This is a genomic window from Actinomadura chokoriensis (assembly GCF_041463665.1).
GTDB lineage: Bacteria > Actinomycetota > Actinomycetes > Streptosporangiales > Streptosporangiaceae > Spirillospora > Spirillospora chokoriensis_A.
On the sequence record NZ_JAXCEJ010000010.1, the window covers coordinates 13,348 to 33,329 of the forward strand.

The window sequence follows — 19,982 nt, forward strand, 5'->3', positions numbered from 1 at the left end:
CTGACCATGCAGGACGCCCTGATCCGGCTCACCGACTACTGGGCGGGACGCGGCTGCCTCGTCGCGCAGCCGATGAACACCGAGGTGGGGGCGGGCACGCTCAACCCGGCCACCGCGCTGCGCGTCCTCGGGCCGGAGCCGTGGCGCGTCGCCTACGTCGAGCCGAGCGTCCGCCCGGACGACTCGCGGTACGGCGACAACCCGAACCGGCTGCAGACCCACACCCAGTTCCAGGTGATCCTCAAGCCGGAGCCGGGCGACGCGCAGGAGCAGTACCTCGGCAGCCTCGCCGCGCTCGGCGTCGACCTGCGCGCCCACGACGTCCGGTTCGTCGAGGACGACTGGGCCTCGCCCGCGCTCGGCGCGTGGGGGCTCGGCTGGGAGGTCTGGCTGGACGGCCTGGAGATCACCCAGTTCACCTACTTCCAGCAGTCGGGCGGGCTGACCCTCGACCCCGTGTCGGTCGAGATCACCTACGGGATGGAACGCATCCTGATGGCGCTGCAGGGCGTCTCCCACTTCAAGGACATCGCGTACGCGCCCGGCGTCACCTACGGGGAGGCCTTCGGGCAGGCCGAGTACGAGATGAGCCGCTACTACCTGGACGACGCCGACATCGCGACGAACCGGGAGCTGTTCGAGGCGTACGCGGCCGAGGCGCGGCGGATGCTGGACGCGCGGCTGCCCGTCCCCGCCCACTCCTACGTGCTGAAGTGCTCGCACGCGTTCAACGTCCTGGACGCGCGGGGTGCGATCGGCACCACCGAGCGGGCGCGCGCGTTCGCCCGGATGCGCGGCCTCGCCCACGAGGTCGCCGCCCTGTGGGTGGAGCGCCGCGCCGAGCTCGGGCATCCGCTCGGCGACGCCGCGGCGCGGCCCGCCGCCGCCGCGGCGGGCGCGCCGCCGGACGCCTCCTCCGCCGGGACGTTCGCGCTGGAGATCGGGGTCGAGGAACTGCCGCCGGGCGAGGTGGCGCGGACGGCCGATCATGTGGCGGAGCGGCTGCGCGACGGGCTGGCGGCGGCCGGGCTGCTCACCGACGCCTCCTCGCTCGAGACGTGCGCGACGCCCCGCCGGATCATCGTGCTCGTCCACGGCCTGGAGGCCCGCGAGCCCGACACCGAGCAGGTCGTGAAGGGGCCGCGTCTCGCCGCCGCCTACGACGCGTCCGGGGAGCCGACGCGGGCGCTGCGAGGGTTCGCGCAGGGGCAGGGCGTCGCGGTGTCGGACGTCCAGCGGGTGACCGTGTCGGGCGGGGAGTACGCCGGATACGTACGGAAGGTCGTCGGGCGCCCCGCCGCCGAGGTCCTGGCCGCGCTGCTCCCGGACATCGTCACCGGGCTCCGCGCGGGCAAGAACATGCGGTGGAACGCCCCCGGCCTGTCGTTCGCCCGCCCGATCCGCTGGCTCCTCGCGCTGCTGGACGAGCGGGAGGTCCCGTTCACGGTCGCGGACCTCGCCGCCGGGCGCTCCACCCGCGTCCACCGGACGTCCGACTCGCCGCGCGTCGACGTGCCGGACGCCGCGTCGCTGGTCGGCGTCCTGCGGGGGCACGGCATCGAGCCCGTCCCGTCCCGCCGCCGGACCCGCGTCGCCGAGGACGCCGCGGCCCTCGCGCGCAGCCACGACGGGACGGTCGACGTCGCCGCCGAGCACGCCCTCGTCGAGGAGATCGTCAACCTGGTCGAGGAGCCCGTCGCCGTCCTCGGTTCCTTCGACGGGAAGTACCTGGAGCTGCCCGAGGAGATCCTCACCACGGTCATGCGCAAGCACCAGCGCTACCTGCCGGTGCGCGGGCCGTCGAACCGGCTCCTCCCGCACTTCGTCACGGTCGCCAACGGCGAATGCGACCACGACGCCGTCCGGGCCGGGAACGAAGCCGTCCTCCGCGCGCGCTATGAGGACGCCTCGTTCTTCTTCCGGCAGGACCTCCGGCGCACGCCCGAGCAGATCAAGGAGGGGCTCGGCAGGCTCACGTTCACCGAACGGCTGGGGTCGATGGCCGACCGGTCGTCCCGCATCGCCGCGCTCGCCGCCGACCTGGCCGGCCGCCTCGACCTCACCGCGCAGGAGCGGGCCACGCTCGCCCGCGCCGCCGCGCTGGCGAAGTTCGACCTTGCCTCGTCCATGGTCATCGAGCTGCCGAGCCTCGCCGGGACGATGGCCCGCGAGTACGCCCGCCGCGCAGGGGAGGCCGAGGGCGTCGCGCTGGCCCTGCACGAGATGGAGCTGCCCCGCTCGGCCGGCGACGCGCTGCCCGCCACCGTCGCCGGGGCCGTCCTCGCCGCCGCCGACAGGCTCGACCTCCTGACCGGGCTGTTCGCCGTCGGCTCCGCGCCGACCGGGAGTTCCGACCCGTTCGGGATGCGCCGCGCCGCGCTGGCGCTGACCGCGATCCTGCGGGACGTCCCGCGCCTCGCGCCCGTCACGGTCGGCGACGGCCTCGCCCTCGCCGCCCGGCACCAGCCCGTCACCGCCGCCCCGGACGCGCTCGCGGAGGCCGAACGCTTCATCGCGCGCCGCCTGGAGCAGAACCTCCTGGACGAGGGGCGTGCGGTGAACGTCGTCCGGGCCGTGCTGCCGCTCGCGGGCGCGCCCGCGCACGCCGCGCGGGCCGCGGGCGACCTGGCGGAGCTGCTCGGGTCGCCCCGGTTCGAGCGGCTCACGACCGCGCTGCAGCGCGTCCTGCGCATCGTGCCCGACGCCGCCGGCGCCGGCTACGACCCGGCCCTGTTCACCGAGCGCGCCGAGGGCGACCTGCACGAGGCGTTCACCCGCGTCAAGGCCGAGCTGACCGCCCGGCCGTCCGTGCCGGAGTTCGCCACGGCCGCGTCCGCCCTCGTCGCGCCCATCGACGCCTACTTCGACGACGTGATGGTCATGGACGAGGACCCGGGCGTCCGCGCCAACCGGCTCGGCCTCCTCGCCGCCATCAGGGACCTCGCCGCGCCCGTCCTGGACTGGCGCGAGATCGCCTGAGCCCGGGTGCCGACCGGTCCCGCCGGTCTTCGTCAACAGTGGCCGTTGCCGATCCCGCCGCGCCGTGGTCATGATCAAGTCACCCGGCATGGAAGGGGCCGACGATGGCGAGCCTGCACGACGCACAGGAGTTCCGGCGCCGCGGCTGGTGGCGCGACGGAACGTTCCTGGACGATCTCGACCGGTGGGCGGACGCCGCCCCGGACCGTCCGGCGGTGGTCGGGCATGTCTGGGAGACGGGGGACGAGCCCGACGTCGTCCTCTCCTACGCGCAGGTGGCGGAGCTCGTGGACCGGTGCGCGGCGGGCCTGGCCGCGCTCGGCATCGGCCCCGGCGACCGGGTCGCGATGCAGCTCGTCAACCAGTGGCAGGCAACCGTCCTCGCGCTCGGCTGCGGCCGCGCCGGCGCCGTCGTGGTGCCGTACTACATCGCGACGGGCGCCGCCGACACCGAGTGGATCCTGCGCGAGTCCGGCGCCAGCGCCGTCGTGTCGCTGGACGAGGTGCGCGGCCTGGAGATCGCCGGGACCATCGCGGGCATGCGCGACCGGCTGCCCGCGCTGCGCCACCAGATCGTGGTGGGGGAGAAGGTCCCCGAGGGCGCGACCGGCTTCGACGGCGCCCTGCTCACGGCGGGCGGCGCGGCGCCCCGGCACCGGCCGTCCGGCGACGACGTCCTCCAGATCATGTACACGTCGGGGACGACCGGGCGGCCGAAGGGCGTCCGGCACTCGCACAACACGCTGTACGCGATGGCGCGCTCCTACACCGTTCCGCTCGGGCTCGGCGAGGACGACGTGCTGTCCACGCCGTGCATCGTCGGCGGGCAGGGCGGCTGGCTCTACGGGATGCTGGCGCCGCTCGTCGCGGGCGCGACGGCCGTGTGGGCGGACGCGTTCAAGCCCGGCGACTTCCTCGACCTCGCCGCGAGATACGGGATCACCGCCGCGTACTTCACCCCGTTCATCCTGGACGAACTGGTGGCGGAGCAGCGGGCGAACCCGCGGCCGGTCGCGCTGCGGCACATGGTCACCGGGTCCACGCCGATCCCGCCGGACCTGCCGGGGCGGTTCCACGACACGTTCGGGTTCCCCGTCCGGTCGCTGTGGGGGATGACCGAGAACGGCGGCGTCACGATCGGCCGCCCCGACGACCCGCCGGACTGGGCGTCCCGCAGTGACGGCCGGCCCGTCGAGTGGATGTCGGCGCGGCTCGTCGGCGAGGACGGCGCGGTCGTCGCGGACGGGCCGGGGCGCCTGGAGGTCCGCGGCGCGAACATGTGCCTCGGCTACGAGGGCGCCGACGAGGCGTTCGCCGCGGCGCTGCACGACGGATGGTTCGTCACCGGCGACCTGGCCCGGCCGGACGGGCGCGGCGGCATCAAGATCATCGGCCGTACCAAGGACATGATCAACAAGGGCGGGCTGCACGTCCCCGCGGTCGCGGTGGAGGGGATCCTGCGCGCCGACTCGCGCGTCGCCGAGGTCGCGGTCGTCGGGGAGCCGGAACCGCTGCTCGGCGAGACCGTCGTCGCCGTCGTCGTCCCCGCGCCGGGCACCGCCCCGCCGACGCTGGAGGATCTGCGCGAGCAGGTCTCGGGCGCGGGAATGACGCCCGGCTACGAGCCCGACCGGCTGGAGATCGTCGCCGAGCTGCCGAAGACGCCGACCGGGAAGATCCGCAAACGCGTCCTCGAGGAGGAGTTCGCCCGGAGGGCCCGCACCGCCGCCGCGCAGTGAGCGCCGGGCCGCTCGCGGGAATGCTCGCCGGGGTGCTCGCGGCTCCGGCGAGCGCGTCCCGGCGGCGGGCGCTGGCGCTCACCTCGGTCATCCTCGCCAACGTCATGGCGGTGATCGACTACAACATCGTCAGCATCGCGATCCCGCAGCTGCTCCGCGAGTTCCCGGGCAGCACCCTCGCCGGGCTGTCCTGGACGATCACCGCCTACACGGTGGTGTTCGCCGCCGTGCTGCTGCCGGCCGGGGGAACGGCCGACCGGCTCGGCCCCAAGCGGATCTTCCTCGGCGGCCTCGCGGTGTTCACGCTCGGCTCGGCCGCCTGCGCGCTCGCGACCGGCCCGGTGGGGCTCGTGCTGGCGCGGATGCTGCAGGCGACCGGCGGCGGCGCGGTCGTCGCGCTGTCGATCTCGGTCGGGCTCAGCGAGTTCCCCGGCCGGGCCGGGCACGCGTTCGGGCTGCTCGGCGCCGCCGCGGGCGTCGCGGGCGCGAGCGGGCCCGCGCTCGGCGCCGCACTGCTGGCCCTCGGCGGCTGGCGCTGGATCTTCCTGATCAACCTGCCGCTCGGCGCGCTCGCCCTGGCCTGCGCCGCGGCGGGCGTCCCGGCCCGGCGCGCGGAGGGGCACTCGGGGGAGCGCGCGGAGGGGCACTCGGGGGAGCGCGCGGAGGGGCACTCGGGGGAGCGCGCGGGGGAGCACGCGGGGGAGCACGCGGGGGAGCACGCGGGGGAGCACGCGGGGGAGCACGCGGGGGAGCAGGGCCTGCCCGACCTGCTCGGCACGGCGCTGCTCGCGGGCGGCGTCGGCGCGCTGGTGCTCGGCGTCGTGCAGGGCCCGGACTGGGGCTGGACGGCCGGCCGGACCGCGGCCGCGCTCGCCGCCGGGGCCGCGCTGACCTGCCTCGGGGTGCGCCGGTCGCTCCGCCATCCCCGCCCGGCGGCGGACTTCACGCTGCTGCGGGCCCGCTCCACGGCGGCGGGCAACGCGGCGATGGCGCTGCTCAGCGTCACCCAGTTCGCGGTGGCGCTGTGCGTGGCGCTGTTCCTCACCGACCGCTGGGGCTACCCGGTGCTCGCCGCCGGGCTCGCGCTCACGCCCGGACCGCTGACCTCGGCCGTCGTCTCCTGGTGGAGCGGCCCGCTGGTGCGCCGGGCGGGCGCGCGGGCGGTCGCGGTCGCGGGCGGCGTGGTGGGCGCGGCGGGCTGGTGCTGGCCCCTCGCGGCGGAGGTCCTCGGCGCCGGACGGAGCTACCCCGGGGTGGTGCTGCCCGCGCTCGTCGCCGGGACGGCCGGGACGGCCGCGGCCGCCGTGGCGATCGAGACGATCGCGATGGCCGCCGTCCCGCCCGCCCGGTTCGGCAGCGGCAGCGCGCTGATCATGCTGGCCCGGTCCGCCGGCGCGGCGGCCGGGATCGGCGGGCTCGCGGCCGTGCTGCACGAGCCGACCGGGACCGCGTTCCGGGTCGCGTGGGCGGGGCTCGCGGCGGGGCTGCTGGCGACCGCGCTCGCCGGCGCCGCCGCCCGGGAAGGAGGGCGCCCGCGGCACCGGAGGGTACCGCGGGCGCCGCTGCGCCGTTATCGGTAATTCGGCGCGGGCCGCCGCGAATTCATGTGACCGAATTCAGTCGCGCGGCCATTGTCGTGCATGCCGCTCGGCGGATTTCCGAGTTATCCGGTAGGTTTACCACGGCGTCGTGCGCATACGATTCACCTCCTGATCCTGCCGGGACGCGGAATGGCGGTCGATCGGCATCGCGGATCGTCGCCAAGGGCGTCACCACGGATTGTGACCGGGTATTGTCACCACGGGGTCGTGCGCATGTCGGTCACCTCCATTTCTCACGGACGCGGGCCCTGCCGTTCGGGGCCCGGGGGAGCACCGGGGAGATCGGAGTGCGGTCAGAGGCTCAGCAGGACGAAGTGCTGGGGCAGGTGCACGGCGAGGCCGAGGCGCATCGCGGCGGTGATCGTCGCCGCGCCGTCGCCGGCCGGGCGGCGCAGCGCGAGCGTCGACTCCTCACCGTCCAGCAGGGTGATGCCGGCGCGGAAGTCGCCGAGCAGGACCCGGTCCCGCTCGATCATGCGGGTTCGGGTGATGCGCAGCCCCGCCGAGTCCAGCGAGGGGAGCGCGCCGCCGCCCACGAGCCGCCAGTACAGGGCGGGGTGCATGACGAGCCCGTCGCACGAGCCGCCCATCTCCTCCACCTCGGCGCAGCCGCCCATCAGGGCGTCCATCACCGCGCCCGCCTGGGCATCCTCCGTCGCCGCGCTGAGGCGGCGCAGCCCCTCCAGGCGCAGCAGCCCGGGGATCGCGCCGTCGTCGCTGCCGTGCAGGAGCACCTCGTTCTCCACGGTGCACAGCCGGACGATCACGCGGTGGTCGACGAAGCGGGCGAGTAACGCCGGGTCGTGGCACAGTTCGGCGGGCGCCGGCACGGCGACGGAGATCTCGGTCAGCTCCGCCTTGGCGACCGCCGGCCGGAACACCGCCTCGGGCGTCGCGCCGTAGCGGGTGCCGCGGTCGCCGTCCCGCCCGGTGTCGCGGTGTTCGCGCACGTAGCGCAGGGTGCGGTCGGTGACCGTGCCGCCCTTGGTCTGCTCGCGGACGGTGGGCCGGGGCCGGGTGGAGGCGAGCGGGAACAGCGTCGTCAGCGGCGCGCGGAGCCGGACCGCCGCGTCGCCCCCGGCAGCCCGCGCGACCGCGATCGCCAGTTCCTCGCCGGGGCCGCGCTCACGCAGCCCCGGGTCATCGATGAGGTAGTCCAGCACGGCGAACTCCCATCAGACATGCTTTGCGCGACCGCCCGGATCTCGGGTCGGCCGACAAATGCACGATGCCGATCTTGCACCGTGCCAACCGAGAGAGTAAGCACACCGGCGAAGAAATTAAAAGGGTCCCCATCGATCTTGTTCCGAAAAATCTGTCATGGTAGAACTTCGTAGCGGATTGGAAGGGACGGTGACATGCCGAAGCCGGATAAAGCGGCCGGGCCGGCCGCGGGATTCACCGACCCGGTGATCGATCCCATTCGCGGGACGGGCCCGCGGCCGGCCGGCCGGCCCGCGCCCGGCTGCCCGCTGCGCGCCCTTTCCGGCGACCGCGCCCCTACCGATGACCGCGCCCCTACCGATGACCGCGCCCCTACCGATGGCCGCGTTCCTTCCGATGGCCGTGTCCCTTCCGATAACGGGGAGGAACGCCCCCGCCCAGGCTCCGGCCCGGGTGAGGCCGGATGAGCGCCACGGCGGCGGCTCCCTCCGCCGCGTCGGACGATCTCCAGGACGCCGGCCTCGGCCTCCTGGAGATCGCGCGACCCCAGATCGCCGCCGCTCGGCGCGCCCTGCGCGCCGAGCTGAGCTCCCGGCCGGGCCTCCCCGGCGGCCTGACCGGACTCCTCGTCCGCGAGCCGCCGCCCGGCCGGCTCGCGATGGCCGTCCAGCCGGCGCTGGCCCGGGAACTCGACGCGGCGAGGCGGCGCGGACTGGACGGCGCGACACCGCGGGAGCGCTACGAGGCGTTCGTGCGGAGCCTGCGCGAACCAGAGACGGCACGGCGGATCTGGGCGGCGCACCCCGTCCTCGCCGGGCTGGTCCCCGGCATGCTGGACGACTGGGTCGCCGCCCGCGCCGCCTTCGCCCGCGACCTCGCCGCCGACCTGCCCGCGCTCACCGAGACCTTCGGCGGCCTCGGGGCCCTCGGCGACGTCGTGTTCGGGTCCGCCGAGACGCACCGGGGCGGCCGGACGGTCGCGATCGTCCGGTTCGAACGCGGCACCGTCGTCTACAAACCGCGGAGCCTGGCCGTCGACGGCTGCTTCGACCGCCTCCTCGGCTGGTTCAACGCGTCCGAAGGCGTGCCCCACCCGCTGCGCCGTCCGAGGCTGCTGGACCGGGGGGACCGGGGCTGGAGCGAGTACATCGAGCCCGCCCCCTGCACGGGGGAGCGGCTCCCGGCGTTCTTCTGGCGGATGGGCGCGCTGCTCGCGCTGACCCACGCGGTGCACGGTTACGACCTGCACGCCGACAACGTGATCGCCGCCGGCGCCGACCCCGTGGTGATCGACCTGGAGGCCCTGTTCCACACCGAGGGGACGCAGCCGGCGGCGCGCCGCGCGCGGCTCGGCGACCCGGCCGCCGAGCGGCTGGCGGCGTCCGTGCTGCGCACCGGCCTGCTCCCCGGCCCGCTCGTCATGCCCGACGCGGACACCGAGCTGCCCTTCGGCATCGACATCAGCCCCCTCGGCATCGCCCCCGCCCGCCGCTCCCTCATCCCGACGCCGATGACCGAGGACCCGGGCACCGACCGGATGCGGGTCGGGCTCGGCTACCGGACCGTCCCCGCGCCCGCGGGGCGGCTGCGCCTGCCTGGCGGGGAGGCCGCCGACCCCCGCGCGCACCGAGGCGCGCTCACCGCCGGCTACACCTTCGCCTACCGCCGGCTGGCCGCCGCCGGGACCACTCTCCTCGCGCCCGCCGGGCCGCTGCACGGCTGCGCGGACGTCCCGGTGCGGCTGATCCAGCTCTCGACGTTCCTCTACGTCCGGCTGCTGCTGGAGGGCTGGCGGCCGGAGGCGGTGCGCGATCCCGCCGCCCACGAGCGCGGCCTCGACCGGCTCGCGGCCGGCTGGCCCGGTGTCCCGCACCGCGCGGCGCTCGTCGACGCGGAGAAGGCGGCGCTGCGGCGCGGCGAGGTGCCGGTCTTCGAGGTCCGCCCCGGCCACCGCGACGTGTGGCTGGAGGACGGGACGCGCCTGCCGGACGTACTGCCCGTGCCCCCGATCGAGGAGACCGCGGCACGGCTCGCCGCGCTGGGGGAGGACGATCTCGCCGGCCAGCTGCAGATCATCGACGCGAGCCTGGCCGCGCTGGACACCCGGCCGCGCGCCGGCCACCCCGCGCACCGGCCGTCCGGCGACGACCCGGTACGGGACGCCCTGGACATCGCCCGGCGCCTCGACGCGACGGCCGTCCGGGACGGCGACCGGATCGGCTGGCTCACCGTCGAGGTCGTCGACGCCGCCTCCCGCCGCGTCGCGCCCGCCGGGCTGGATCTCTACGGCGGCCTGCCGGGCATCGGCCTGTTCCTGTCCTACCTGTCCGCCGTGACCGGCGAGCGGTGGGCCGCGAGGCTGGCCGAGCAGGTCGCGGACGAGGTCGCCCTCCGCTGCCGGGCGTCCGCCGCCGTGCCCGCACTCGGGCCCGTCTACCACCTCGCCCACGCCGCCGCCGTGCACCGCCGCGCGGACCTGGCCGAGGCCGCCAGCGGCGCGCCGCCGCCCGCGCCGGCCGGGCCCGGCGTCCTGGACGGCGAAGCCGGCGCGCTGCTCTCCGCGCTCGCCCTGCACGCCGTCCTGCCCGGCGCCGGACAGGACGGCGGGCAGGCGGAGGAGGCGGCGCGGGCCGCCGGCGAGCGGCTCCTGGCGATGGAGCCCGCCGGGGACGGATTCGGCTACGGCGCGCCGGGCGCGGCCGTCGCCCACGCCCGCCTGCACGGCCTGCTCGGCGACCCCCGGCACGCGGCCCGCGCGCGGGAACTCGCCGCCCGCGGACCGGCGACCGGACCCGGCCGGTGCCCGACCGAACCCGGCTGGTGCCAGGGCGCCGCCGGCACCGGCCTGGCCCTGCTGGTACTCCGCGGCGCCGTGCCCGGGCTGGAGCGTTCCCTCGACGCCGCCGCCCGGACCGTCCGCGACGCCGGCCCGCAGCCGGACGACTCGCTCTGCCACGGCGCGTCCGGGCTCGCGGAACTGCTCACCGCCCTCGGCGAACCCGCCCCCCGCCCGTCCGGCGTGTGGCGCGCCGCCCTGCCCGCGCCCGCGCCCGGACTGCTCGCCGGCCTGTCCGGCATCGGCTTCGGGCTGCTGCGCCGCGCGTTCCCCGCCGACGTGCCCGCGGTGCTCGCCCTGGCGCCCCCGAACCCCTGAGCATGCTCCCGTTCCCCGTGGAGGAGACGACATGACCGTGGACGTCCAGCCCGGCCTGCTCGCCATCGACGGCGCCGAGCCGGTGCGCACCGAACCCTGGCCGACCTACGACAAGGGCGACGTCTTCATCGGCGAGGACGACCTGGACGCCGCGCTCGGCGCGATCCGGGACCGGCTCTACTTCCGCTACGACCACCGCCCGTACGCCGAGACGCAGACCGGCCGGTTCGAGCGCGACCTGTGCGCGTACTTCGGCGTCCCGCACGCGCTGTCGTGCGCCAGCGGCACCGCCGCCATCACGCTCGCGCTGCTCGCCCTGGATCTGCCGCCCGGCTCCCTCGTCGCCTGCCCCGCCTTCACCTTCGCCGCGACGCCCAGCGCGATCCTGCTCGCCGGGCACCGTCCCGTCTTCGTCGAATGCGACGACGACCTGCACATGGACGTCGCCGACCTGCGCCGCCGGCTCACCCCCGCCGTCCGCGCGATCGTCGTCGTGCACATGCGCGGGTTCGCCAGCGACATGGACGCGATCTGCGCGCTCGCCCGCGAGCACGGCGTCCCCGTCGTCGAGGACGCGGTTCCCGCGCTCGGCGCCCGGCTGAACGGCCGCCTCCTCGGCACCTTCGGCGACGCGGGCGCGTTCAGCACCCAGTCCGACAAGTCGCTCAACACCGGCGAGGGCGGGTTCCTGCTCGCCCGCGACCCGGCCGTGCACGCCCGCGCGGTCGTCTACTCCGGCGCCTACGAGGGCCGGATGGCGCGGCACTTCGACGGCCCGCCGCCGCCCGTCGACGACCTGGCCCTGCCGATCTTCAGCCTGCGGATGGACGAGATCCGGGCCGCGCTCGCCCGGCCGATGCTGCGCCGCCTGCCCGACCGGCTCGCCGCCCACCGCCGCAACCACGACGACGTCGCCGCGCGGCTCGCCGGGGTGCCCGGCGTCGCGCTGCGCCGGCCCGTCGCCGAGCACGCCTACCTCGGCGAGGCGCTCGTGTTCCGGCTGCCCGGCGCCGGTGCCCGCGGCACCGCCTGGACCGCCGCCGCGCTGCGCGCCGAGGGCATCGACGCCCGCGCCCTCGGCGACCCCGGCGACGTCAACGTGCGCGCGTTCTGGAACTGGCGGTTCCTGTTCCCGGACGCGGCGCGCGCCCGCGCCGAGTACCCCGTCACGGCCGCGCGGCTCGACGAGGCGATCGACATCCCGCTGTCGGCCAACCTCACCGAGCGGGACCGCGACCATGTCGTCGCGGCCGTCCGGAAGGTCGTCGGCGCCGGCCCGTCGCGTACGGGACGCCGCTGATGGTCCGCGTCCTGTACGTGACGGGCTGGTGCCGCAGCGGGACGACCCTGCTCGGGAACCTCCTCGGCGAGGTGCCCGGCGCCGTGCACGTCGGCGAGCTCCGCTACCTGTGGAGGAACGGCGTCCTCGGCCGGGGCACCAACACGCTCTGCGGATGCGGGCAGGACATCCCGTCGTGCCCGCTCTGGAAGGCGGTCATCGGGCGGCTCGCCGGCGACGACCCCGCCTGGCACGCCGAACGCGCCGTCCGGCTCCAGCGGACCGCGCTGCGGACGCGGCACACCGGCCGGCGGCTCGCCGAGGCCCGGCGCGTCCGCGCCCCCCACCCGGCCGCCCGCGACCTGGCCGGCCTCTACGCGGCGATCGCGGACGAGACCGCCGCCGGGCTGATCGTCGACACCGGCAAGTTCCCCGCCGAGGCCGCCGCGCTGTGCGGAGCGCCCGGCGTGGACGCCCGCGTCCTGCACGTCGTCCGGGACCCGCGCGCCACCGCCGAGTCGTGGCGGCGCGCGAAGGAGTACATCCCGGCGATGGGCCCGGCCCGCAGCACCGCCTACTGGACGGGGTTCAACCTGGCGTCCGAACGCGTCGCGCGCGCGTTCCCCGACCGGTGCCTGCGGCTCCGCTACGAGGACTTCGTCGCGAGCCCCCGCGCCGAGCTGGCGCGGGTCATGGAGCACGCGGGCCTCGCCGGCGACCCGCCCGCCGACGCCGGCGGTTCCGCCCGGCTCGGCGTCAACCACACCGTCACGGGCAACCCCGACCGGCTGCGGCAGGGCCCGGTCCGGATCAGGGACGACGACGCGTGGGTGCGCGCCCAGCCCGCGTCCGCCCGCGCCGTCGCGACCGTCCTCGCCGCGCCGCTGCTGGCCCGCTACGGCTACCCGCTCCGCCCCGCCCCCGCCCGGACGCACGAGGAGACCTGATGAATCCCGGACCGCGCGGCCGGGTCGCGCTGGTCGCCGCCGCGACCGGCGGCCTCGGCCTGGCCACGGCCCGCGGATTCGCCGCCGCCGGCTTCGGCGCCATCGCCGCGTTCCTCGCGAGCGAGCAGGCCGGCTTCATCACCGGAACCCCCCTGAAGGCCGACGGCGGCCTCGGCCAGGGCATCTGAGAACGGAGACGACGGTGGAGTTCGACGACGTGCTCGCGGAGCGGCGGATGGTCCGCCGCTACCGGCCCGACCCCGTACCCGCCGACACCGTGCGGAAGATCGCCGGGACGATCCGCCGGGCGCCGAGCGCCGGGTTCAGCCAGGGCCACCGCCTCGTCGTCGTCACCGACCCGGCGACGCGCGAGCGCGTCGCCGAACTCGCCGGGGAATCCCACTACCCGGAGGAATGGCTGTCGGTCGCGCCGGTGCTCATGGTGCTCGGCATCCGCGAGGACGACTACCACGACCGCTACACCCGGCCCGACAAGCTCGTCGACGGCGAGGAGATGGAGTGGCCCGCCCCCTACTGGTGGGTCGACTCCGGGGCGTTCCTCATGCTGATCCAGCTCGCCGCGATCGACGCGGGCCTCGCGACCGGCTTCGCGACCGTCCCCCGCAAGGACGAGCTCAAGACCCTGCTCGGCATTCCGGACGACGTCGCCGTGGTCGGCGTCGTCACCGTCGGCCACCCCCGCGAGGACGCCGTGCAGCCGTCCGACACCGCGCGGCTGCGCTCGATGCGGAAACCGCTCGGCGACCTCGTCCACCACGAGACCTGGAAGGGCGCGGGCTAGAACCAGGTCGTCGGAAGGCCGTGCGCCGGGCCCTCCCCGATGATCCGGCGCTCCCCGCCCGGCCAGAGCCGCAGCCTGAGGACATGGACGGCGTCGAGCCGGGAGGCGTCCCGCCCCTCGAACGACAGGTGGGCCACGGGCGCGTCCCCGGTGGCCGCGGCGCCGGCGTCCCCGATGTGCCGGTCGACGCGCGCGGCTTCGTCCCGCGACAGGTACGCGCGCATCGTCGAGTGCCACACGACCGTGACCGCGCCCCGCTCCGGCGCGAGCCCGTCGAGGAACTCCGCCGCGCCCGCCCGCACGACCGCCGCCGGGACCCGCGCCGCAACCTCGAACGCCGCCCTCAGCCGCGCCACCCGCTCCGCCTGGTCGGGCCACACGTACGACAGGAGCCGCCGCCGGGCGTCCGGGGAGGCCGCGTCCAGCGGGCTCGGATCGCATCCGCGCCGCTCGGCGATGGCGAGCGGGGCGTCCACCGGCGGAAGGCCCCGCCACGCGCCGGGCAGGACGACCGGTGACTCGGGACCGTACGCGCCCTTTTCGTGCAGGAACCGGAAATGGTCGGCGCGCAGGTTCAGGCCCGCGCTCGCGCCGATCTCCAGCAGCCTGACCGGCAGGCCCGTGGCCGCGGCGATCGTGAGGAGGCCGCCGACCAGCGGGGCCGCGCGTCCGACCTCGTTCGTCTGCGGCGGGTCGGCGAGGCCCTCGCGTATCTCGGCCGCGTGCTCGGCCAGCACGTCCCGGAACGCGGGCCAGGCCAGCAGCGGATCTTCCGTCCCTCCCGCGGTCGGGTAGTACGCCGCCAGTTCGGGCGCCCGGCCCTCCAGCACGATCCGGTGCACCGTCCCCAGCATCCCCAGGATGAAGCCGGGGCCGGTGCGCCCTCCGAGCACGTCGGCGACCGCCCGGCCCGGGTCCTCCGCCGCCCGCGCGAGCAGCTCCGCGTACATCGGCGACCCCAGCTCGGCGCACGCCCGCGCTTGGGCGAGCAGCTTCCGCCTCATCCCCCACCTCCGGAGCCGAGCCTCTCAGATGCTGGACGCCGTCACGGGCGGGCGCGCGGACTCAATAGGATCGGGGGCATGCTGCGCTGGTTGACCGCTGGGGAGTCCCACGGCCCGGCCCTCACCGCGATCGTGGAGGGGCTGCCGGCCGGTGTGCGCGTGACCTCGGGGGACATCGCCGAGGAACTGCGCCGCCGGCGGCTCGGGCACGGGCGGGGCGCCCGGATGAAGTTCGAGCAGGACGAGGTGACGATCCTCGGCGGCGTCCGGCACGGGGTGACCCTCGGCGGGCCGGTCGCGATCGAGGTCGGCAACACCGAATGGCCGAAATGGGAGACGGTCATGTCGGCCGACCCCGTGGACGCCGGCGTCCTCGCCGCCCAGGCGCGCAACGCGCCGCTGTCGCAGCCGCGCCCCGGGCACGCCGACCTCGTCGGCATGCAGAAGTACGGCTTCGACGACGCCCGTCCCGTGCTGGAGCGGGCGAGCGCGCGGGAGACCGCGGCGCGGGTCGCGCTCGGCACGGTCGCCAAGGCGTTCCTCAAGCAGGCCCTCGGCGTGGACGTCCTGAGCCACGTGATCGCGCTCGGCGAGGTCGCGGCGCCCGAGGACGTCCTGCCCGAGCCCGGCGACCTCGCGCGGGTGGACGAGAGCCCGGTGCGCTGCTTCGACGGCGCGGCGTCCGCCGCGATGGTCGCGCACATCGACGAGACGAAGAAGGCCGGCGACACGCTCGGCGGCGTCGTCGAGGTCCTCGCCTACGGGCTCCCGCCCGGCCTCGGCAGCCACGTCCACTGGGACCGGCGGCTCGACTCGCGGCTCGCCGGCGTCCTCATGGGCATTCAGGCGATCAAGGGCGTGGAGCTCGGCGACGGGTTCACCACCGCCCGGCGGCCCGGCTCGCGGGCGCACGACGAGATCGACGCGACGCCCGAGGGCGTCCGCCGCCGGACGAACCGGGCCGGCGGCGTCGAGGGCGGCATGACGACCGGCGAGGTCCTGCGGGTCCGGGCGGCGATGAAGCCGATCTCGACCGTCCCGCGGCGCCTGGACACCATCGACGTGAGGACCGGCGAGCCCGCCAAGGCGATCAACCAGCGCAGCGACGTCACCGCCGTCCCCGCCGCCGGGATCGTCGCCGAGGCGATGGTCGCGCTCGTCCTCGCGGACGCCGCGCTGGAGAAGTTCGGCGGCGACTCCGCCGAGGAGACCGCGCGCAACCTGCGCGGATACCTGTCCTCCCTGACGATCAAGTGAACGGGACCATGCGACCGAAGGCAGTCATCATCGGGCCGCCCGGCTCGGGCAAGACCACGATCGGCGCCGCGCTCGCCGAGCGCCTCGGCGTCCCGCTGCGCGACACCGACGCCGACGTCGAGGCGGCGGCGGGCAAGCCGATCGGCGAGATCTTCATCGACGACGGCGAGGACCGCTTCCGCGAGCTGGAACGCGCGGCCGTCGCGGCGGCCCTCGCCGAGCACGAGGGCGTCGTCGCGCTCGGCGGCGGGGCCGTCCTCGCCGCCGAGACCCAGGACCTCCTCGGCGGGCACGCGGTCGTCTACCTGAAGGTCGGGCTGTCCGAGGCGATCAAGCGGGTCGGGCTCGCCTCCGCGCGGCCGCTGCTCGTGCTGAACCCGCGCAGCCAGATGCGCAAGCTCCTGGCGGAGCGCCTCCCGATCTACGAGCGCCTCGCCGCGGTGAGCGTCGACACCGACGGTCGCGACCCCGCCGACATCGTCGAAGAGATCACCAAGGCCCTGGGGGCGGCGTGACGCAGGCGCGCGTGCACGTCGGCGGCGCCGACCCGTACGACGTCGTCATCGGGACGGGCGTCCTCGGCGAGCTGCCCGCCATGGTCGGCGACCGCGCCCGTGCCGTCGCCGTCGTCCACGCCGAGGGCCTGCCGGAGATCGCGCGTCCCGTCTGCGGCGCGCTCGAACAGGCCGGGTACACCGTCCACGCGCTGCCCGTCCCGGACGGCGAGGCGGCCAAGGAGGTCGGCGTGCTCGCCGGGCTCTGGTCGTCCTTCGCCCGGTCCGGCATGACCCGCTCGGACGTGGTCGTCGGCGTCGGCGGCGGCGCCACCACCGACCTCGCCGGGTTCGCGGCGGCGTCGTGGCTGCGCGGGGTGCGGGCGGTGCTCGTGCCCACCACCCTGCTCGGCATGGTGGACGCGGCGGTCGGCGGCAAGACCGGCATCAACGTCCCCGAGGGCAAGAACCTCGTCGGCGCGTTCCACCCGCCCGCCGGCGTCCTGTGCGACCTGACCACGCTGATGACGATGCCGCGCGAGGACTACATCAGCGGCCTCGCCGAGATCATCAAGGCCGGCTTCATCGCCGACCCGCGGATCCTGGACCTGGTCGAGGACGACCCGAAGGGCGCCGCGTCCCCGCACGGCCCGCACACCCGCGAGCTGGTCGAGCGCGCGGTCCGGGTCAAGGCCGGCGTGGTGTCCGCCGACCTCAGGGAGGGCGGCCTCCGCGAGATCCTCAACTACGGCCACACCCTGGCCCACGCCATCGAGAAGGCCGAGGACTACCGGTTCCGCCACGGCCACGCCGTCGCGATCGGCATGGTCTACGCCGCCGAACTGTCCCGCCTCGCGGGCCGACTGCCCGCCGAGGTCGTCCGGCGGCACCGCGACCTCCTCACCTCGGTCGGCCTGCCGGTCTCCTACGCCGCCGACTGGCCCGGCCTGCGCGCCACCATGACCATCGACAAGAAGTCGCGCGGCACGACGCTCCGCTTCGTCGTCCTGGACGGCATCGCCGAGCCGGGCCGCCTCGAAGGCCCGGACGAGGAACTGCTCGCCGCCGCCTACCGCGAGGTCGGCCGATGACCGCGTGCCGGACGAGAACGGCGGAGCGCCGGCGGAGTGATGATCGCCGGCCGGCCGGGCCGCCTGGGCCCGGTCGCCGCCCCCCCGAAGGGAGCCGCGGATGACCCGCGTCCTCGTCCTGAACGGCCCGAACCTGCGGCGCCTCGGCGTCCGCGAGCCCGAGAAGTACGGCACGACCAGTTTCGACGACCTCGTCGCCCTCTGCCGTGACGCCGGCCGCCGCCTCGACCTGAGCGTCGAGGTCCGGCAGACCGACGACGAGGCCGAGATGGTGCGCTGGGTGCACGAGGCCGCCGACGAGCACACCCCCATCGTGCTGAACCCGGCCGCGTTCACCCACTACTCCTACTCGCTGCGCGACGCTCTCGCCCAGCGCACCGCCCCGCTCGTCGAGGTCCACATCACCAACCCCGCGGCGCGCGAGGAGTTCCGGCACACCTCCGTGGTCGCCGGCGTGGCCACCGGCACCATCGCCGGCTTCGGCCCGATGTCCTACGTCCTCGCCCTCCAGGCCGTAGCCGAACTCATCGCCGAACAGAAGACCCCCTGACCCCGGCCCCGCCGCACGGCGGCGGCTGTAGCCACCGGCGAGCGGGGCTGAGCGCAGGGCGCGGTCAGTCGTCCCTGACCGCGCTTCGCGTGAGGTCCTTCAGTTCGGCGACCACGTCGTCCAGGGGGGCCACGTCGCGGTGGGCGCGGCAGAGGATGGTGGCGCCCTCGACGGCGGCGACGATGAGGCGGGCCAGGCGGGCGGCGCGGTCGTCGGGGACGCCGGCGTTGCCGAGGCCGGTGGCGAGGGTGTCCTGCCAGCGGCCGAACACGGCCGCGGCGGCCGCGCCGAGCTGCGGGGCCTCGTCGTGGGACTCCACGGTCACCGCGACGATGGGGCAGCCCGCCCGGAACTCGCTCTTGATCAGGACCTGCCGCCACCAGCCGACGAAGGCGTCCACCGCGGAGGCGGCGTCGCCGCCCTCGGTGGCGGCGAGGATGCCGGCGTTCAGGAACTCCCCAGCGTAGCGGACGGCCTCCTCGGCGAGCTGCGCCTTGCCGGCCGGGAAGTGGTGGTAGATCGACCCGCGCGGGGCGCCGCTGTGCGCGATGACGTCGCGGAACCCGGTGCCGCTGTAGCCGCGCTCGCGGAAGAGGTAGGCGGCGCTGCGCACCATGCGTTCCCGGCTGTCCGTCCCCATGGACCGATTATGACATTCATCATAAGCTTCCCGCATTGACCATGACTTTCGTCATACAGAATCGTGCCTATGACGGACGTCCTACCGACAGGGGGAGCGTGGTGGAGAGCACGGCGGGGCTGGAGCAGCTGAAGGAACTGCTCGCCATGGGCGTGGAACAGGGGTACGGGGTCGGGGCCCTGCTCGGCATCACGGTCGAGAGCCTGGAGCCCGGGCGGGTCGTGTGCGCCCTCACGCCCCGCACCGACTTCGGCAACCCGCTCGGGACCGTGCACGGCGGCATCATCTCCACGCTGCTCGACTCGGCCATGGGGTGCGCGGTGCATACCTCGCTGCCCGAGGGCGCGAGCTACACGACGCTCGAGCTGAAGGTGAACTTCGTCCGGGCGGTGCCGCTTGAGGGCGGCCGGCTGGTCTGCGAGGGGACGACCGTCCACGTCGGGCGCAAGGTCGCGACGGCCGAGGGCCGCGTCACCGGCGCGGACGGCAAGCTCGTCGCGCACGCCACCACGACCTGCATGGTCTTCCAGCCGGACACCGGCGCGTAGGGTTCGCTCAGGCACGGATGAAGGAGAGCTTCGTGATCGACCTCCAGCGCGACGGAGACGTGCACGTCCTGCGGTTCGACGCCGGCGAGAACCGGTTCGGGCCCGACTTCCTCGGGGCGGTCGAGGGCGCTCTCGACACCGTGGCGAAGAGCGACGGCCCCGCCGCGCTCGTCACCGTGGGTACCGGCAAGTTCTACTCCAACGGCCTCGACCTGGAGTGGCTCGGAGCGAACCAGGACAAGTTCGAGGAGTACCTGCGGCGCGTGCACGGCCTGTTCGCGCGCGTCCTGGAGCTTGCGATGCCCACGGTCGCGGCGGTGAACGGGCACGCCTTCGCCGGCGGCGGGATGCTCGCCCTCTGCCACGACGCCGCCGTCATGCGGACCGACCGCGGCTACTTCTGCCTGCCCGAGGTCGACCTCGGGATGAGCTTCACGCCCGGTATGAACGCGCTTCTCAAGGAGCGGCTGCCGAGGGCCACGGCGCACGAGGCCATGCTCACCGGCCGCCGGTACACCGCCGAGCAGGCCCGGGAGGCGGGGATCGTCCAGCGGGTCGCCGCCGGGGACGAGGTCCTGCCCGCCGCGGTCGAACTCGCGGCGGCGTCGGCGGGCAGGAACGGCAAGACCGTCGCCCGGATCCGCGCGGATCTGTACCGGCCGGTACTGGACGCGCTGCACGGCCCCGCCCTGAACGGTCCCGCCCCGCGCTGACCGCCTGGCGGCGGAGTAGG

17 protein-coding genes are annotated in these 19,982 nt (G+C 75.6%); 14 read left to right on the forward strand and 3 right to left on the reverse strand.

The window, feature by feature from the left end; all coding sequences use genetic code 11:
* The first annotated feature begins 6 nt into the window (after positions 1–6).
* The 3 genes from SM418_RS17280 (at position 7) to SM418_RS17290 (ending at position 6,298) form a co-directional block, all read left to right on the forward strand.
* Positions 7–2,979 carry a glycine--tRNA ligase gene (locus SM418_RS17280; protein WP_371942047.1) on the forward strand — a complete coding sequence of 991 codons (2,973 nt, stop codon included), beginning with the start codon at positions 7–9 and terminating at the stop codon, positions 2,977–2,979.
* 104 nt (positions 2,980–3,083) lie between these two features.
* Entirely contained in the window at positions 3,084–4,718 is a 1,635-nt protein-coding gene (locus SM418_RS17285) for an AMP-binding protein (protein WP_371941857.1), read from the forward strand.
* Positions 4,715–6,298 (forward strand): MFS transporter, encoded by a 1,584-nt coding sequence (locus SM418_RS17290; RefSeq protein ID WP_371941859.1) that lies wholly within the window; start codon positions 4,715–4,717, stop codon positions 6,296–6,298. Before SM418_RS17285 ends, SM418_RS17290 begins: the two co-directional genes overlap by 4 nt.
* 314 nt (positions 6,299–6,612) lie before the next feature.
* Here the strand turns inward: SM418_RS17290 and SM418_RS17295 are convergent, their stop codons facing one another.
* Positions 6,613–7,482: a family 3 encapsulin nanocompartment shell protein gene (locus SM418_RS17295; protein WP_371941861.1), complete on the reverse strand. Its 870-nt coding sequence runs from the start codon at positions 7,480–7,482 to the stop codon at positions 6,613–6,615.
* Positions 7,483–7,946: 464 nt separating this feature from the next.
* Here SM418_RS17295 and SM418_RS17300 point away from each other — a divergent pair, with 464 nt between their 5' ends.
* The 5 genes from SM418_RS17300 to SM418_RS17320 are packed head-to-tail and all read left to right on the forward strand — an operon-like array spanning position 7,947 to position 13,665.
* On the forward strand, positions 7,947–10,637 hold the full coding sequence (locus SM418_RS17300; protein WP_371941863.1) for a type 2 lanthipeptide synthetase LanM family protein: 2,691 nt from the start codon (positions 7,947–7,949) through the stop codon (positions 10,635–10,637).
* A 31-nt stretch (positions 10,638–10,668) separates the two neighbouring features.
* Positions 10,669–11,937, forward strand: coding sequence for a DegT/DnrJ/EryC1/StrS family aminotransferase (locus SM418_RS17305; protein WP_371941865.1), 1,269 nt, complete (start codon positions 10,669–10,671; stop codon positions 11,935–11,937).
* Positions 11,937–12,863, forward strand: a complete 927-nt coding sequence (locus SM418_RS17310; protein ID WP_371941867.1) for a sulfotransferase — start codon at positions 11,937–11,939, stop codon at positions 12,861–12,863. Before SM418_RS17305 ends, SM418_RS17310 begins: the two co-directional genes overlap by 1 nt.
* Positions 12,863–13,051: a hypothetical protein gene (locus SM418_RS17315; protein WP_371941868.1), complete on the forward strand. Its 189-nt coding sequence runs from the start codon at positions 12,863–12,865 to the stop codon at positions 13,049–13,051. Before SM418_RS17310 ends, SM418_RS17315 begins: the two co-directional genes overlap by 1 nt.
* A 14-nt stretch (positions 13,052–13,065) precedes the next feature.
* On the forward strand, positions 13,066–13,665 hold the full coding sequence (locus SM418_RS17320) for a nitroreductase family protein (RefSeq protein ID WP_371941869.1): 600 nt from the start codon (positions 13,066–13,068) through the stop codon (positions 13,663–13,665).
* On the opposite strand, the gene SM418_RS17325 is transcribed toward SM418_RS17320, so the two are convergent.
* Positions 13,662–14,669, reverse strand: a complete 1,008-nt coding sequence (locus SM418_RS17325) for a DUF2332 domain-containing protein (protein ID WP_371941870.1) — start codon at positions 14,667–14,669, stop codon at positions 13,662–13,664. The genes SM418_RS17320 and SM418_RS17325 overlap by 4 nt on opposite strands.
* 78 nt (positions 14,670–14,747) lie before the next feature.
* On the opposite strand from SM418_RS17325, the gene aroC reads away from it, so the two are divergent.
* From aroC to aroQ, 4 genes are all read left to right on the forward strand, one after another.
* On the forward strand, positions 14,748–15,926 hold the full coding sequence (gene aroC, locus SM418_RS17330) for a chorismate synthase (RefSeq protein WP_371941871.1): 1,179 nt from the start codon (positions 14,748–14,750) through the stop codon (positions 15,924–15,926).
* Positions 15,927–15,934: 8 nt separating this feature from the next.
* Positions 15,935–16,441, forward strand: coding sequence for a shikimate kinase (locus SM418_RS17335; RefSeq protein WP_371941872.1), 507 nt, complete (start codon positions 15,935–15,937; stop codon positions 16,439–16,441).
* Positions 16,442–16,521: 80 nt separating this feature from the next.
* Positions 16,522–17,511: a 3-dehydroquinate synthase gene (aroB, locus tag SM418_RS17340; RefSeq protein ID WP_371942048.1), complete on the forward strand. Its 990-nt coding sequence runs from the start codon at positions 16,522–16,524 to the stop codon at positions 17,509–17,511.
* A 100-nt stretch (positions 17,512–17,611) separates the two neighbouring features.
* Positions 17,612–18,061, forward strand: a complete 450-nt coding sequence (aroQ, locus tag SM418_RS17345; protein WP_371941873.1) for a type II 3-dehydroquinate dehydratase — start codon at positions 17,612–17,614, stop codon at positions 18,059–18,061.
* Positions 18,062–18,125: 64 nt separating this feature from the next.
* On the opposite strand, the gene SM418_RS17350 is transcribed toward aroQ, so the two are convergent.
* Positions 18,126–18,701, reverse strand: a complete 576-nt coding sequence (locus SM418_RS17350) for a TetR/AcrR family transcriptional regulator (protein WP_371941874.1) — start codon at positions 18,699–18,701, stop codon at positions 18,126–18,128.
* 101 nt (positions 18,702–18,802) lie between these two features.
* Here SM418_RS17350 and SM418_RS17355 point away from each other — a divergent pair, with 101 nt between their 5' ends.
* Both SM418_RS17355 and SM418_RS17360 read left to right on the forward strand, forming a co-directional pair.
* Positions 18,803–19,249 (forward strand): PaaI family thioesterase, encoded by a 447-nt coding sequence (locus SM418_RS17355; RefSeq protein ID WP_371941875.1) that lies wholly within the window; start codon positions 18,803–18,805, stop codon positions 19,247–19,249.
* 32 nt (positions 19,250–19,281) lie between these two features.
* Positions 19,282–19,962, forward strand: coding sequence for an enoyl-CoA hydratase/isomerase family protein (locus SM418_RS17360; protein WP_371941876.1), 681 nt, complete (start codon positions 19,282–19,284; stop codon positions 19,960–19,962).
* Positions 19,963–19,982 lie beyond the last annotated feature (20 nt).

Excerpts from the sequence above, each read along its gene's own strand:
- SM418_RS17315 (WP_371941868.1), top strand. The coding sequence starts at position 12,863 with ATGAATCCCGGACCGCGCGGCCGGGTCGCGCTGGTCGCCGCCGCGACC.
- SM418_RS17300 (WP_371941863.1), top strand. The coding sequence starts at position 7,947 with ATGAGCGCCACGGCGGCGGCTCCCTCCGCCGCGTCGGACGATCTCCAG.
- SM418_RS17335 (WP_371941872.1), top strand. The coding sequence starts at position 15,935 with ATGCGACCGAAGGCAGTCATCATCGGGCCGCCCGGCTCGGGCAAGACC.
- aroC (WP_371941871.1), top strand. The coding sequence starts at position 14,748 with ATGCTGCGCTGGTTGACCGCTGGGGAGTCCCACGGCCCGGCCCTCACC.
- SM418_RS17305 (WP_371941865.1), top strand. The coding sequence starts at position 10,669 with ATGACCGTGGACGTCCAGCCCGGCCTGCTCGCCATCGACGGCGCCGAG.
- aroQ (WP_371941873.1), top strand. The coding sequence starts at position 17,612 with ATGACCCGCGTCCTCGTCCTGAACGGCCCGAACCTGCGGCGCCTCGGC.
- SM418_RS17350 (WP_371941874.1), bottom strand. The coding sequence starts at position 18,701 with ATGGGGACGGACAGCCGGGAACGCATGGTGCGCAGCGCCGCCTACCTC.
- aroB (WP_371942048.1), top strand. The coding sequence starts at position 16,522 with ATGGTCGGCGACCGCGCCCGTGCCGTCGCCGTCGTCCACGCCGAGGGC.
- SM418_RS17280 (WP_371942047.1), top strand. The coding sequence starts at position 7 with ATGCAGGACGCCCTGATCCGGCTCACCGACTACTGGGCGGGACGCGGC.
- SM418_RS17310 (WP_371941867.1), top strand. The coding sequence starts at position 11,937 with ATGGTCCGCGTCCTGTACGTGACGGGCTGGTGCCGCAGCGGGACGACC.
- SM418_RS17285 (WP_371941857.1), top strand. The coding sequence starts at position 3,084 with ATGGCGAGCCTGCACGACGCACAGGAGTTCCGGCGCCGCGGCTGGTGG.
- SM418_RS17325 (WP_371941870.1), bottom strand. The coding sequence starts at position 14,669 with ATGAGGCGGAAGCTGCTCGCCCAAGCGCGGGCGTGCGCCGAGCTGGGG.